Below are 15864 nucleotides of genomic sequence, written 5' to 3'. Positions count from 1 at the left end.
TAACCACCCCCTTTTATTTATATTACTTTTTAATAATCATAAATTTAAACTTCAGTAATTCTTTATACTGGTAGTACTATTTAAGTTGAGCCACGGTAACTCCTGTACCACCTTCTCCATAATTTCCTAATCTAAAGCCTTTTACATGAGAATGATGCTTCAGTAAGTCTGTAATAGAATTTTTTAGTACTCCTGTTCCTTTACCATGGATAATAGTCACTTCATTTAATCCTGCCAAATAAGCCTCATCTAAATATTTATCAGTAGTATAAAGCGCTTCCTGAGAATCCATACCTCTTAAATCTACTGAAGTAGCTACAGCCTTTAAATTAAGCTTTGCTTCTCTTTTTTGGATTTTGGCTCTTTTCTTATCTTCTTCGCTAACTTTCTTAACTCTTAAATCTCTAAGTTTTACAGATATTTTCATAATACCTGCTTGCACTTGCACTTCACCTTTATTGTCAGGTTTAGAAAGAATTATTACATTTTGATTTAATGATGGAAGATAAACCTCGTCGCCCTCATTAACTTTAACCAATTCTTCTCCTGTATATTCTTCTTTTTTATTTATTTTATCTTGAAGATTATCTAATGAATCCTTTATCTTTTTTCTCTGTTCTTCTATTTTATTTCTAGTACCTGAATCATACCCTTGTCTTTCTAAATCTCTGATATTCTTAACTATAGAATCTGCTTCCTCTTTAGCGGATTTTATTAAAGTCTTAGCTTCTCTTTGAGCTTCATAAAGTGCATTTTCTCTACTTTTCTCTAGTTTATATAACTTTTCTTCAAATTTATCCTTTAGCTTTTTAGCTTCTAATTTTAAATTCTCTGCTTCTCTTGCATCATTTTCTGCCTTTATACTCTTTTGTTGAAGACTTTGAATAAGTTCTTCAAATTTTAGTGAATCTGTAGATATATTCTCCTTAGCGTCACCTATAATGTATTCTGGAAGTCCTAATCTTCTTGAAATCTCAAAGGCATTTGATTTACCTGGCACACCTATAAGTACTTTATAAGTTGGCCTTAAGGTTTCCACATTAAACTCCACAGAACCATTCTCTACTCCCATGGTTTTAAGTGCATATCCTTTTAATTCACTATAGTGAGTTGTGGCCATAATTTTCACTTCTCTGCTCTTTAGATTATCTAATATACTCATAGCAAGGGCAGCTCCCTCTGTAGGATCTGTTCCTGAGCCAAGTTCATCAAATAATGCCAATGTATTTTCATCAGCTTCATTTATGATATTTACTATATTAGTCATATGTGAAGAAAATGTAGATAAACTTTGCTCTATACTCTGTTCATCTCCAATATCTGCAAATAATTTATGGAAAAAGCTTATAATAGAACCCTCTCTAGCTGGAATTAGTAGTCCACTCATACCCATAAGTTCTATTAATCCAACAGTTTTAAGGGTTACAGTTTTACCTCCTGTATTAGGTCCTGTAATGACTAAAGACGTGAATTCTCTCCCTAGGTATATATTGCTTGGCACTACTACTTTTGGATCTATAAGTGGATGTCTAGCTTCTATAAGATCAATTATTCCCGTATCATTTATCTCTGGACAACTACAGTTAAACTCATTACCATATTTAGCCTTTGCAAATATAAAGTCAAGTTCCCAAATAATATCTCCATTATTTTTTATCACATCAATATTCTTTGATATTTTCTTTGTAAGTTCTCTTAAGATTCTTTCTATTTCTGCCTTTTCCTTAATCATAAGCTCTTTTATTTCATTATTAAGATCTACTAAACTCATAGGCTCTATGAATAAGGTCGCTCCTGATGAACTTTGATCATGAATAAGTCCTTTAACCTGCTCTTTATATTCAGATTTAACTGGTATAACATATCTATCAGCTCTTATAGTATATAAATTTTCTTGTAAATATTTAGAATTGGATCTTACTAGCGCCATTACCCTGTCTTTTATTGAAGATGTCTTATCTTTTAAGCTTTTTCTAATATTATATAAAGTATCACTTGCTCTATCAGATATTTCATCTTCACCTATAATAGCATTAAAAATTTCATCCTCTATATATTTAAAAGGTACAATTCCTTCTATAATATCATTTAATACCCTATATCCTTGATCTTCTTCACCAACCTTAACATACTCCTTAAAATTTCTTCCACTTTTAAGCATATTACCTATTCTCAATAGTTCTGTAGTACCTAATATAGACTGCTTTTCCGCTCTAAAAAGTGCATCTCTTACATCATAAATTCCCTCAAATGGTGGCGCTCCCTTTCTCATAAGTAGGTCTAAGGCTTCTTTAGTTTCATCTAAATGTTCCTTAATTTCATAAATGTTTGTATAAGGTGTAAGTTCATCAATTATATCTCTCCCAGCTTTTGTAGCCGTATATTTTTTTAACATATCCTTTATTTTATGATATTCTAGCACCTTAAGAGTCTTTTCATTCATACTATTCACCTGCTTTCTATTCTACTCCTCTTTTATAATGACCCTTGGTATAAACTTTAGAATTATTCAATGGCTCACCATTAATGAAAGCTTGTAAAATTTCTTTTACCTCTTCATAGCTTTCATCTATAAAATCCATTCTATAATTTTTTATTCCTTTGTTTTTTAAATCCTTCATATGTGGCATTAAATTTACAGGAACATTATTATATATATGGCTTCTACAAAACTTATCTGTAATTACTATAAACTCCTCATTCATTCTATCCTTTAAAATAAAATTATCTGTAGTACAAATACCATTGCAGATTGTATTTGAGCTCTGGCCTCCAAAGGTACTTCCAATAACGCAATATTCACTTACCATAAGTTCATACTTACCATATATCATAACCTGAGTACTATTATAAGCCTTTTTACCTAATTCATACAATTCCCTATTGTTTAGTTCTACGCTTAAGGCAGAAATGTCCATGAAATTACTATAGAAATTATAACTTTCATGATTAAAAATATTTAGCTTATAGTCACCTAAAATTTTAGTTTTTTCTTTAAACTTATTTACAATCCCTAAATTTGCAGTAACTATTCCTTGTATGTTTACAAGGTTTTCTTCTGTAATATCACATATCTTGGAAAATTCACCTTTAATAATATTGGGAATTTTTACATAAAGCTTATTATACTTAATATCTTTAATCTTAATATCACAGTTCTTAGTAAACAAGTCTACTGCAATAGCTATATTATCTATATTTCTATCACTTATAAAGTTTAAAATACCTTTCAACTGACTATTATTATTTACGCATATAAGTAATTCTTCATTGAAATTAGTATCTCTTGTTGCTAATTTCATATGTTCTCCACTTTCATTTTTTACTATTTTTTTATGTTTATTATTAATATGACTTATTATATTATCTATAAGCTCTCTTCTTAATGTATTTATTGATGATACTCTAATAAATCCTTCTTCGAATTCTATAAACTCTATTTTATTTAGAATGAATGGAGTGTCACCTAACTTGCTTAAATTCTTTATTAAATTTTCTTTTTCCAAAGGTCTATTAGTTGAAATTTCAACTACTTCTCCATAGGCTTGAAAAAACTTTCCCTCATAATTAGTAGATATATAAAGCTTGCTTCCAACAGCAAACTTCACTTTAATATCTAGAGGTATTTTTTTGCCGTATATATTCTTATATCCTTCTTTTAATTTATCTAATAGTGTATTGTCGGACATTACATAAATATAATCTCCAGGCTTATATTTATTAGTTGGAAGAAGCTTAATCACTTCTCCACTATTCCCACTCTCAACTTTTTCATTCCCCTTTAAGATGGATGTAACTATAAATCCGTCCTTATGAGTTCTTACTCCATCTTGAATTCTTATATTTTTTAATAACTTTATAGTAAAATCCTTGTTTACCTTTCCTAACAATACTCCTGTATTTTTAGGGAAATTATAAGCCATCATATCTTTACCTTCATTTTTATAGAGATATGCCTTAGAGAAGCCTTCTCTGTTAAATAATTGGTGAAGTATTTCCCTCTTTTCATTTTCTTTAAATACTTTCCCTTCATATACACTATCAATAGCTTCTCTATAACTTCCAACTACTCCACTAACATACTCTGGCTTTTTCATCCTTCCTTCAATCTTTAAGGAAGACGTATTGCTATCTATTAGTTCCTTTACATCTCCTATGGTACACATATCCTTAGGGCTTAATAAATATCCTTCTTTACTCTCTTTAGTATTTTTACTAATTAGCTTGTAAGGAAGTCTACATGGCTGAGCGCATCTACCTCGATTTCCACTTCTTCCTCCTATAATACTACTCATAAGGCATTGTCCCGAATAACTTATACAAAGTGCACCATGAACGAATACTTCAGTTTCTACACCTAAATCTGTAGATATATATTTAATTTCTTTTAAATTCATTTCCCTAGAAAGAACAATTCTTTTAAATCCTAAATCTCTTAAAAATAAAGCCCCTTCTCCATTATGTACAGTCATTTGAGTTGACGCGTGTAGTTCAAAGTCTGGAAGTAATTTATTTATATATGAAAATAGTCCCATATCTTGAATTAGAATAGCATCTACTCCAATGTTATATAAAAACTCACAATATTCTATAGCTTCATCTAATTCTTCTTCTTTAATTAAAGTATTACAAGCAATATAGACCTTCACATTATACAAATGACAATAATTTACTATATTTTCCAATTCTTCCTCAGAAAAATTGCTTGCATAGGCCCTTGCTGAAAATTTACTTCCTCCCATGTATATTGCATCACACCCCGCTTGTACTGCAGCATAAACACTTTCCTTACTACCACCTGGTGCTAATAATTCTATTTTATCCATTACTTTATCATCTCCTATTACTCTAGAATTAATTATACAGTTTTATTATAAAAAAATATAGTAATATACATTCATATATTACTATACTTTAACTTTCTTTAGGACATTATTTTTATTATTAACTCTCATTAATTCACAATTTTTCTTTTCTAACTCTTTGGTAAGGTTCTCAATTTTTCTAGCCTTTTCTATGTCCTTATATCTCCAGTCATTATTATTAGATAATAATTTTTTATTTAGAGATACTTGTTTAATCTTTTCTTCTTTTAAAACTTGAACTTTTCTTTTTAATGCTGCTTCACATTCTTCATAATTATCTATAGCTATTCTTGATGCCTTAACCTGATCTTTTAATTCTGTAATCATTTCATCCATGATTTTAATTTGCTCTCTTGAATCTCCTAAATCCTCTTTTACCTTTTCAATTATTTCTTTGCTTTCCACATTAATTAGTTTTGCCTTTAATTCTTCATTCTCTTTCATTAGCTCTTCTATTGTATTTTTCATAGTTCCTATCTCTGACATTAAATCCCTTTGATCTTCTAAAGTCTGTTTTAGGTTTTCATTAGCTCTTTCATAAAGCTCCTTCTTTTTAAATACCTCATCTCCTAAATTTAATGCTGCAAGGATAGTTGCATCTGCTCTGCCTATTCTAGAATTACTTTCTAATAAATTACTTATTTTTTTATCTACAAAACTAGCTACCATATGAAGGTATGCATCATTCTCTTCTCCACGAATATTATACTCCATCCCATTTATCTTAACCGTTACAATGTTCACACAAACACCCTCTTAAATATAAACTTATCTATATTTTAGCATAAAATCTATCTTTGTTGAACACCTTATTGTGAATTACATGGAAAATCTATGTAAACACCTCTAAGGCATCTCTTTTTTATGGATTAACCTTAGAGGTACTTTAATAGTATTATTTTTTTATCTTAATTCTGCACCTAACTTATGTTCTAAGCTTCTTAAAATTTTATCATGTACCTTACTAACCTCATTATCTGTCAAAGTTTTATCTAAATGTCTATACACAATTGAATAAGCTACACTTTTCTTACCTTCTGGTATTTGTGATCCATTATATATATCAAATAATTTAACACTTTCTAATATACCTGCACCTTGCTTCTTAATAGTATCTTCTATTTCCTGTACAAGTATACTATCATCTACAAGTATGGCAATATCTCTAGTTACTGCAGGAAATTTAGGAAGATGCTTATATCTTCTATCAACTTTAGCACATTCCATTAAAAAATCTAAATTAAGTTCAGCAATAAAACATCTTACATCGATTCCGTAATTTTCTGCTACATCTGGATGAATCTCTCCTAACACTCCTGTATATTGATTCCTTAAATATAAAGCTGCTGTTTTTCCAGGGTGGAAACTTGAATTTTCACTCTCTCTTTTAAAAGATGTCCCTTGAATTCCTAGATTCTCCAATACATTTTCTACAACACCTTTAAGTTCTAGATAATCTCCTGCACCATACATTCCAATAGTTAAGATATTTCTTTCTTCCGGAAGTTTTGTATCATCTTCATTTTTTATATATACTCTTCCCATTTCAAATAACATAGCAACTTCATTACTTTTAGCATAATTTCTGCCTAAACACTCCATCATAGAAGCTAATGTTGTAGTTCTCATAACCTTATAGTCTTCTCCAAGAGGGTTTTTTATCTCTATTATATTTCTTAAGCTACTATCTTGTGGAATTAATAGTTTATCAAAAATCTTATTACTTACAAATGAATAACTTATGGATTGATTTATTCCACTGCCTATTAAAGCTCTTATAACCACATCTTCAAGTTTTTGCTTTTCTGATTTACCAACTTTAACTGCATCACAACTTGGTATGGTCGATATAAAATTATTATATCCATGTATTCTTGCCACTTCTTCTGCAATATCTTCTTTTATATTTAAATCACTTCTAAAAGTAGGACACTCTACTATTAAGTTTTCTCCATTAATAATTGTTTTTAAATCAAGATTATCTAAGTATTTTTTCATATCTTCTTTAGATATATTACTACCTAAAAATCTATTTATCCATTTGCTATTTACTTCAAGGGTATGAGATGTTCTTGGCTCTTCATAAACATCTATAACTCCTGCCATAATTTCCCCACAATTTAGTTCTTCTATCAAGGCACAAGTTCTCGCCATAGCTAAATCTACTAGGTTAGGATCTAAATCCTTCTCAAATTTTCCTGAAGCTTCAGTTCTAAGGCCTAACTTTTTAGAAGTGTTTCTGATATTTACTCCATTAAAATTAGCTATCTCTAATATTATCATAGAAGTATCATCTTTAACCTCAGAATTCAATCCACCCATAACCCCAGCAATTCCTATAGTAGTTTCTCCATCTTTAATACATAACATAGAACCATCAAGACTTCTCTCTACTTCATCTAGAGTAGTAAACTTTTCTCCATCCAAGGCTCTTTCAACTACTATAGTATTTGATTTAATATCTCTAGCATCAAAAGCATGCATTGGTTGACCTGTCTCTAACATTACAAAATTAGTTATATCTACTATATTGTTTATAGGTCTTACATCTGCTTCTAATAATCTATCTTGCATCCATTGTGGTGATGGAGCTATTTTAATGTTTTTTATTCCTTTAACTAAATATCTTCTACAAAGTCCATCTTTAATTTCTACTTTATAACTATTTTCTATATTTTCGCTGCAAGTAGTTCTATATTCTAACCTAGGCATTCTATATGTTGTTCCTAAGGTTGCAGCAATCTCTCTTGACATTCCTATAATGCTAAAACAATCAGCTCTATTAGAAGTAATTTCAAAATCTATTATAGCACTTTCCATATCTACAACTCTTTTTATATCTACACCAATAGGTGTGTCTGGTGAAAGGATCATTAATCCATGTACTGGCTCATCTCCGGCAATTCCTAATTCCTCTTCTGAGCAGAACATACCATTAGATACTGCACCTCTTAATTTTCCTTTTTTGATTTTTAATCCTCCGTGAAGAGTTGATCCATGAAGAGCTACTGGAATTATATCTTGTTCCTTCATATTTGTAGCAGCTGTTACAATCTGAATAAGATCTTCAGCATTTATATCTACTTGACATATAACTAACTTCTCTGCATCTGGATGAGGTTCTATCTTTATTATTCTTCCTGTGACTACATTAGTAATTTCATCACCTTTAACTATTAACTCTTCTACCTTAGATCCTGAAAGAGTCAGTGCATCTGCTAACTCTTTATGTGAAACATTTATATCCACATAATCTTTTAACCATTTAACTGGAAATTTCATCTATATTCCTCCTTACCTAATTACCTATTAAAATTGATTTAAAAATCTCATATCACTTTCATATAATAATCTTATATCATCTATACCATACTTCAACATTACTATTCTATCTAATCCAAATCCAAAAGCAAATCCACTATATTCTTCTGGATCTATTCCACATTTTCTTAAAACCTCTGGATGCACCATACCACATCCTACTATTTCAATCCATCCACTACCTTTACAAATTTTACACCCTTCTCCCTTACATACAAAACAAGTAGCATCCATCTCTGCTGAAGGCTCTGTAAATGGGAAGTGGTGAGGTCTAAATTTAACTTCCATTTCTTCTCCAAACATTTTTTGAATAAACATTTCTAGAGTTCCCTTTAAATCTCCAAAAGTAATTCCTTTGTCTATTACTAGCCCTTCTATTTGATAGAAAATAGGTGAGTGAGTGGCATCTACTGCATCTGAGCGATAAACCTTACCTGGAGCTATCATTTTTATAGGTGGTTTTTGTTTTTCCATAGTTCTTACTTGTATAGGAGAAGTTTGTGTCCTTAAAACTATATTATCATTTATATAAAATGTGTCCTGTTCTCCTCTAGCTGGATGATCCTTAGGTATATTTAACGCCTCAAAGTTATAGTAATCATACTCTACTTCTGGACCTTCTTCTATTGAAAATCCCATAGATAAAAATATATCATTAATTTTTTCTAAGGTTAAATATAATGGATGCATTTTCCCAACCATTTGCTTGTTTCCAGGCATAGATATATCTATTACTTCACTTTGTAATCTTTTTTGTTTCTCTACGCTACTTATTGCATCGCTTTTTTCCACTATTGCATTTTCAATTTCTTCTCTTACCTCGTTGGCAATTTTACCAATTACCGGTCTTTCCTCAGAGGATAACTTTCCCATTCCTCTTAATATTAAAGTTAATTCTCCCTTTTTTCCTAAATACTTTACTCTTAAGTTTTCCAAATCATTTTTCTCAGTTATTTCACTTAACTGCTTTAAAGCCTCTACTTTAATTTGTTCTAATTGTTCTCTCATAACTTAAGCTCCCTTCATATTTTTATTTAAAATCATTTACTAGACTTAAATATATAAAACCTAATTTTGAGCGTAAAAAAGCCGCCCCTAAAAAGGGACGGATTATCCGCGGTACCACCCTAATTGAACCTTAATTATAATAAGATTCCACTTAAGCCTTTTTATCGACCATAGCCGCCAATTGCTACTAAATATTTTCACAATCAGTACTCCAGAGTGAACTTCAGTATTGCTCTTACAAGAAAACTTTCAGTCTATGGTTTTCTTTCCCTTTATGCAAGTTTTACTTATACCTACTCTCTCTATCATAGTATACATATATACTGTATTAGAAACATTATACATATATTATTCTATAAATTCAATACTCATTTCATATTTTATATATTTTTTTGTCTTAAGCTTTCATATATCATTATAGCTGCTGCTATAGATACATTTAAGGATTCCGAATTCCCAGGCATCGGAATTTTTACTTTATAACTACTTAGCTCATATATCTCATCACTAATTCCATTGCCTTCATTTCCCACTGCAATTATGATGTTTCCTTTAAGGTCTACATCATAAAAATTGTCATCTGTATCTAATGAACTACTTACTATTTTATATTCCTTTGATAATAGGGTCTTTGTAAAAGACAAATTTACATCCTCTATTATAGGAATTTTAAAGATAGATCCCATAGTAGATCTTAAGGTTTTTTCATTATATACATCAACAGTTCCCTTAGTTAAAATTACTCCAACACATCCTGCTCCTTGAGCAGTCCTAATTATAGTTCCTAAATTTCCTGGATCCTGAACTTGATCTACAAGTATATATACTCCCTTATTAACTTCAGGATTACTTACTTTCATGTTTACTAAGGCTAATATTCCTTGTGAATTTTCAGTAGATGAGATAGCTTTAAAAACATTATCACTCACCACAAATATCTTCATATTTTCAATATATTTATTCAATTTATCATTAAATTTTTCTAAAGAACTTTCTTTTACAAACACTTCTTCCACTATAAAAGATGAAGTTAATGCTTCTTCAACAAATCTAAAACCTTCCACAATAAATTGTAAACTTTCAGCTCTAAATTTCTTTTCTTTTAACCTTTTTACATGTTTTATGTGTACATTATCCCTACTTGTGATGAATATCAATTTAAACTCTCCTTACCTAACAAGACCTTCTATGTTATTTAGCTCATTAGTCCCACCAATAGCAATAATTACATCATTGTCTTGAATAACTTCATCTGGTGAAGGTGAAACATTTATCTCACTATCTCTTTTTATAGCTACCACGTTAATTCCATATTGAACCCTTAAATCAAGATCCCTTAAAGTCTTCCCTTCCCACTCTCTAGGAGTAGCAATTTCTGCAATACTAAAGTCAGGTGAAAGCTCAATATAATCTAAAATACTTGATGAACATAGATTGTGAGCTACTCTTATTCCCATATCTCTCTCTGGAAATATAACTCTATTAGCTCCTATCTTATATAGTACTTTTGCATGTAATACATTATTAGCTTTAGTTATAATATGTTTCACACCCATTTCTTTAACTAAAAGGGTAGCTAAAATACTACCTTGAATATCTGACCCAATACTTATTATAGCTACATCGAAGTTTCCTACTCCTAGTGCTCTTAAACTATTTTCATCGTTAGCGTCAACTTGAACAGCGTGGGTTACATTTTCTGATATATTTTGAACGACTTCCTCGTCTCTATCTACTGCAAGTACATCATTTCCCAATGCATATAAAGTTTCTGCTACAGAACTTCCAAATCTTCCTAATCCTATAACTATAAATTGTTTTTTACTCATAATACACACCTTACCCCACTAAAATTTTATCCTCAGGATACTTAATTGCATTTCCTTTTTTTCTTTTTCTTATAGCAATTGCCAAAACTAATGTAAGTGGTCCAATTCTTCCTGCATACATAGTTAAAGCCACTATTATTTTACCAATAGTAGTAAGTTTTGTAGTAAGACCCAAGGTAGATCCCACTGTACCAAAAGCTGAAGCAGCTTCAAATAAATAATATTCAAAAGGTGATCCTGAAGCCCTTTCTGTTATAGATAATACTATGGTAACAAGGAAAACTAAACTTAAAGCAACTACAACTACAGCAAAAGCCTTATAAACAAGTTCTTTATTTATTCGCTTTTTAAATAATTCAGTGTCCTCTCTTCCTCTTATAACGGATACAACTGTCATTAGCAAGACTCCTAAAGTTGAAGTTTTAATTCCCCCAGCTGTAGATCCTGGTGAGCCACCTATAAACATCAATATTATCATTAAAAGTACTGAAGCCATAGTCATAGATCCTAGATTTATTGAGTTAAATCCAGCTGTCCTTGGCGATACTGATGTGAAAAAAGAAGATAATATTTTCCCCTTTACACTCATTGGTCCCATAGTCTCAGAATTCGAAAATTCAAATATATAAAATAATATTGATCCCACTACTATTAATATTAAGGTCATTGATATAACAAGCTTAGCATGAAGTGATAATTTCTTATTCTTTCTATAATTATAAATCTCATCCCATACATAAAAACCTAATCCACCAATTATTATCAACATTGCTATAGTTACTATTATTACCGCATTATCGCTATAGTTCACTAAACTATTAAAATTACCCATTAAATCAAATCCAGCATTACAAAATGCTGATATGGCATGGAATAGGCTATAATATATCCCTTTTGCTATCCCAAATTCCGGTATGAATTGAGTTGAAAGAATCAATGCTCCTAGTATTTCTATAGAAAATGTAAATGCTAATATGTATCTAACTAATTTTACAATTCCTTGTAAAGAGCTTAAGTTTAAAGATTCCTGCATAATCAATCTTTCTTTTAATGTAATTCTCTTACCAATCAATAAAGATATCAGTGCTGCAAAGGACATAAATCCTAATCCACCTATTTGTATAAGCATTATTATTACTGTTTTTCCAAAATAACTCCAATGTGTTCCGGTATCAACTGTTATCAATCCAGTTACACATACTGCAGAAGTAGCTGTAAAAACTCCATCTATAAACGGTGTCCTTTCACCATTGGCTGAAGAAATTGGTAATGTTAAAATAAATCCTCCTAAAAAAATAATTACAGCAAATCCTATAGCTATAATTTGTACAGGAGTAAAATGCATATGTTTTAAAAAAACCTTCTTATTTAATTGCATTAGAAACACCTCTAATTCATAAAATTACTTAATTCATAACAAATTAATATGTATTTATAATACTTTCATATCATATACTAGTATTTAGCTAATGTCTAAAATTTATTATAATAATATAAAAATGTAGCCTTCGGCTACATTCTTATGTAAAATAATTAAATTATTATATATTAAGCTAAATGTTTCTTAGCAACTTCTACTAATTCAGCAAATGCTTTTGGATCGTTGATTGCTATTTCAGAAAGCATTTTTCTATTTATATCTATACCTGCAAGTTTTAAACCATTCATGAATCTTGAATAAGAAAGATCATTCATTCTTGTAGCAGCATTTATTCTAGCTATCCAAAGTCTTCTGAAATCTCTTTTCTTTAATTTTCTACCCACATAAGCATTTCTTAATGCTCTAATTACTGATTCATTTGCAGTTCTAAATAACTTGCTTTTTCCACCATAGTATCCTTTTGCAAGCTTTAATACTTTTTTATGTTTTCTATGAGCGTTATTAGCTCTCTTTACTCTTGCCATCTCTATTTACCTCCTAGTTCAATTTTCTATTATAAATACGGTAATAATTTCTTCATTACTTTTTCTTGTGAAGCTGAAACATATCCAGTTTTTCTAAGATTTCTCTTAGTTTTAGCGCTTTTCTTTGTTAAGATATGGCGTTTGAAAGCCTTAGCTCTTTTTAACTTACCTGTTCCTGTCTTTTTAAATCTCTTAGCTGCACCTCTATGTGTTTTCATTTTTGGCATAATAAAGTCCTCCTCTCGGTTATGCTCTTTTAGGAGCTAATATCAATATCATATTTCTACCTTCTTGTTTAGCTGGCTTTTCTATCGTATAGACATCTCCAAGCTTTGAAACAAAAAGATTTAATATCTTATGTCCTACTTTTGAGTTTTCGATTTCTCTTCCTCTAAATCTCACAGTAACTTTTACTTTGTCGCCTTCTTCTAAAAACTTCTTAGCATTATTTGCTTTAATAGTTATATCATGTTCTTCAATAGTAGCACTCAATCTTATCTCTTTAATACTTATAACTTTTTGCTTTTTCTTAGCTTCTTTATCTTTTTTTTGCTGTTCATAGATATACTTTCCAAAATCCATTATCTTACAAACCATTGGCTTTGCATTAGGAGATATAGCTACTAAATCTAATTCGCTTTCTTCAGCCATTTTTAATGCATCTCTTGTGTCCATAACACCTAACTGTTCTCCAGTTGAGCTTATAACTCTTATTTCTTTGTCCCTTATATCTTCATTCATCATGAAGTCTTTATTTTTGCTAATAACTTTCACCTCCAGGTGTACTAAATAATATATTTAAAATAAAAAGGACGACAAATGCCGTCCTACTATTACTATAGAATAATCTCACATAATACCTAGCTAGCATTGCTGCAAGGTGAGAAACGGCTGCTTCTACTTCATTAATTTATTATTTAATTTTAACAACTAAAATGAATTATACTAGGTTAAAGCTATGTTGTCAACTGTTTTCTATAACTTATCAAAAAATTTTTAATGGTTCACAATGATTGCAATGATTACAATATTTCACTCTGTCCTCAAAAACATTTTTTATAGTATTGATCAATTCTTTATTTCTACAATTCTCTACATTGTGAATTATAATTTTCTTAGGTGAAGTAGTTATCAGTCCACTTATTATTAAATCATCTTTATTTATTTCATCAATATTTTTATTGTTACATAATTCAGTAGTCAAATTATTTAGCACATCATTTCCATAATTATCTTTAACTATATAATCTCCATTTTCTTCTATAAAAATATTTACCTCTTCTACTTTACACTCTTGAATATCTACAAAATATTTTAACAAATTTATAAATTCATTATACTCCTTTTCAACCATATAACTTTCTACGACTCTTTCTAATATATTATTTATATCGTTATCTAGCAGCTTTACTCTAAAATCTACAAATCCCTTAACATTAATTTCTTTATTTTCCTCCAAACAAAGAATAATTTTTCTGATCATATGATTTTTTTTATTCATACAATAGATCATAGTTTCATCTATAGGTTTTTCTTCTCTTAAAGTTTTTTCTATAATATTTTTTACAACTTTTAAGTCATTAAAGTTTAGGAAGCTATATGTTGCACTTAAATATTTACAAACATTTCTTTCACAAAATCTATTTATAACTACATTATATAATATATTTGCTATATATAAGTTCAATAATTTTTCTACACCTAGAGTATATTCTTCTTCCTCTATGCTTATGTTTATAAAATCTTTATCTGATTCATTAATTACATTCAATTTCAATTCTATTTTTTTCTTCTTAAAAAGTTCTATAATGCTATTAACTTCTTCTAAAATATAATCTCTATTAAGATTATTAATAAGGGTAACTATTAGCATTTCATCACCTCATTCCGCCATACAAATTGGTATTATTATAAAAGTTTATTCTTTGTTCATAAAAATATATAGATATTATATGTGTTTATAAAATATGTATTCACTTATAACGCTGTTATATTTTTCTTTTTTTGATGAAAGTTGAAGAAACACTTCTTATCAAGCAAGCTTAACTTTATTTTGTTGACGTAATAAAACTCATATACTATATTATTATTAAAATAGTATTAAGCGGAGATGATATATTGAAATATGCTTTTGTTGATTTTAGAATAAATTCTTTAGAACAGTCAAATTTAGAAAAATTAGGTTGTAATGTTATTGTTTGTCCACCCTCTTCTCTTCTGTACAAAGCTATATGCGGTCATCCAGATATACTTCTACATTTTATAGATAGTAAAAATATAGTGCTACATAGAGATATAGGAAATAATTTCAGGGATAAATTATCTGATATAGGATTTATTACATCTTTATCAAAATCATCCCTCTGTAATAACTATCCTAAAGATATAATTTTAAACGCTGTTAATACTAAAGATTTATTTGTACATAATTTAAAATATACTGATGAAACCTTATTAAATAGTATAAACAAAAAAAAAATTAGCGTTAATCAGGGATATACTAAATGTTCAACGGTTATATTAAATGATAATTTGTTTATAACTTCTGATAAAACTATTTATAAGGCTCTTATTAATGAGAAAAAAGAAGTTCTTTTATTACCTCCAGGACACATATCGTTACCTGGGTTAAATTATGGATTTATTGGTGGAACTTGTGGAATGTTTAATGATAACACGTTGGTATTGTATGGTAACCTAAATAAGTATTATTATGGAGAGTTAGTTTTAGATTTTTTATATAAAAATAATATAAATCCAATATTTTTAAACAATGATACATTGATAGATAGAGGAAGCATATTTTTTCTTGATTCACCAAATAAATAAAGCGCATAATATTTTTACTAAATGTCATAGAGTAATGCTAATGCAATTAGTTTTTCACATCAGTATAACGTTTATTATCCCACTCCTGTGGATAGTTAACAAAAGAC

At 29.4% G+C, this 15864-nt stretch carries 13 protein-coding genes and 2 other annotated features; of the genes, 1 reads left to right on the top strand and 12 read right to left on the bottom strand.

The genetic code is table 11. The features are described from left to right. Positions 1-76 precede the first annotated feature (76 nt). The 12 genes from ACI48Q_RS04635 to ytxC all read right to left on the bottom strand — a co-directional run bounded on the left by ACI48Q_RS04635 (position 77) and on the right by ytxC (position 14801). On the bottom strand, positions 77-2443 hold the full coding sequence (locus tag ACI48Q_RS04635; protein WP_474917873.1) for an endonuclease MutS2: 2367 nt from the start codon (positions 2441-2443) through the stop codon (positions 77-79). Between the two features lie 16 nt (positions 2444-2459). Further along, entirely contained in the window at positions 2460-4826 is a 2367-nt protein-coding gene (locus ACI48Q_RS04630) for a U32 family peptidase (protein ID WP_474917872.1), read from the bottom strand. An 81-nt stretch (positions 4827-4907) separates the two neighbouring features. After that, on the bottom strand, positions 4908-5609 hold the full coding sequence (locus ACI48Q_RS04625; RefSeq protein ID WP_474917871.1) for a cell division protein ZapA: 702 nt from the start codon (positions 5607-5609) through the stop codon (positions 4908-4910). Positions 5610-5768: 159 nt separating this feature from the next. Next, on the bottom strand, positions 5769-8147 hold the full coding sequence (gene pheT / locus ACI48Q_RS04620; RefSeq protein WP_474917870.1) for a phenylalanine--tRNA ligase subunit beta: 2379 nt from the start codon (positions 8145-8147) through the stop codon (positions 5769-5771). Positions 8148-8174: 27 nt separating this feature from the next. Next, positions 8175-9194: a phenylalanine--tRNA ligase subunit alpha gene (gene pheS, locus ACI48Q_RS04615; protein WP_474917869.1), complete on the bottom strand. Its 1020-nt coding sequence runs from the start codon at positions 9192-9194 to the stop codon at positions 8175-8177. 90 nt (positions 9195-9284) lie between these two features. After that, positions 9285-9512: a binding site (T-box leader), on the bottom strand. 62 nt (positions 9513-9574) lie between these two features. Further along, the gene (locus tag ACI48Q_RS04610; RefSeq protein WP_474917868.1) at positions 9575-10351 is read right to left on the bottom strand and encodes a TrmH family RNA methyltransferase; all 777 of its coding nucleotides are present in this window, start codon (positions 10349-10351) and stop codon (positions 9575-9577) included. Positions 10352-10363: 12 nt separating this feature from the next. Continuing rightward, positions 10364-11023, bottom strand: a complete 660-nt coding sequence (locus ACI48Q_RS04605; RefSeq protein WP_474917867.1) for a potassium channel family protein — start codon at positions 11021-11023, stop codon at positions 10364-10366. A 10-nt stretch (positions 11024-11033) separates the two neighbouring features. Beyond that, a complete protein-coding gene (locus tag ACI48Q_RS04600) occupies positions 11034-12401 on the bottom strand; it encodes a TrkH family potassium uptake protein (protein WP_474917866.1) in 1368 nt (455 codons plus the stop codon). A 170-nt stretch (positions 12402-12571) separates the two neighbouring features. Beyond that, the gene (gene rplT / locus ACI48Q_RS04595) at positions 12572-12928 is read right to left on the bottom strand and encodes a 50S ribosomal protein L20 (protein ID WP_474917865.1); all 357 of its coding nucleotides are present in this window, start codon (positions 12926-12928) and stop codon (positions 12572-12574) included. Positions 12929-12957: 29 nt separating this feature from the next. After that, on the bottom strand, positions 12958-13155 hold the full coding sequence (rpmI, locus tag ACI48Q_RS04590; protein ID WP_474917864.1) for a 50S ribosomal protein L35: 198 nt from the start codon (positions 13153-13155) through the stop codon (positions 12958-12960). Between the two features lie 19 nt (positions 13156-13174). Further along, positions 13175-13702: a translation initiation factor IF-3 gene (infC, locus tag ACI48Q_RS04585; protein WP_474917863.1), complete on the bottom strand. Its 528-nt coding sequence runs from the start codon at positions 13700-13702 to the stop codon at positions 13175-13177. A 24-nt stretch (positions 13703-13726) separates the two neighbouring features. Next, positions 13727-13837, bottom strand: a sequence feature (ribosomal protein L20 leader region). 76 nt (positions 13838-13913) lie between these two features. Further along, the gene (ytxC, locus tag ACI48Q_RS04580) at positions 13914-14801 is read right to left on the bottom strand and encodes a putative sporulation protein YtxC (protein ID WP_474917862.1); all 888 of its coding nucleotides are present in this window, start codon (positions 14799-14801) and stop codon (positions 13914-13916) included. Positions 14802-15046: 245 nt separating this feature from the next. Here ytxC and ACI48Q_RS04575 point away from each other — a divergent pair, with 245 nt between their 5' ends. Beyond that, the gene (locus tag ACI48Q_RS04575; protein ID WP_474917861.1) at positions 15047-15757 is read left to right on the top strand and encodes a DUF6873 family GME fold protein; all 711 of its coding nucleotides are present in this window, start codon (positions 15047-15049) and stop codon (positions 15755-15757) included. The last annotated feature ends 107 nt before the right edge of the window (positions 15758-15864 follow it).

Source organism: Clostridium sp. LXY-7 (assembly GCF_056172015.1).
Note: the sequence above shows the minus strand (reverse complement) of the source record. Positions and strands in the feature narration are given on the sequence as shown.